The 235-nt window shown below is 45.1% G+C and carries 1 protein-coding gene; it reads left to right on the top strand.

Annotated features, from left to right (window positions below):
• Positions 1 to 37: 37 nt before the first annotated feature.
• Positions 38 to 235: hypothetical protein (locus AC0L3J_RS38410; RefSeq protein ID WP_473350623.1), on the top strand; the 198-nt coding region annotated here is incomplete at its 3' end.

Genomic DNA, 235 nt, shown 5'->3' with positions numbered 1-235 from the left:
AATCGCAAACTGAGGGTCCTGAACACCAACTTTTGCGATTGAAGGCCTGCTAAATTACGCGATGGCACTGGATAACCCGACATTGAACAAATTGAGTGAAGAAATCCGGTTACAGATTATTCCTTACCTCGTGAGTTTTGCCTTTGCTGATTACTCCAGGTCTGCGGCAAGTAAGGCTCGCTGTGAGCATTGTTCAGGTACGGGATTTTATAATGTATTGCGCGAAGTGGTGAAA

The sequence above is a fragment of the Bradyrhizobium sp. Kon37 genome (assembly GCF_055807535.1).
The sequence above is the reverse complement of the archived record's forward strand: the minus strand, read 5'-3'. Positions and strand labels throughout refer to the sequence as shown.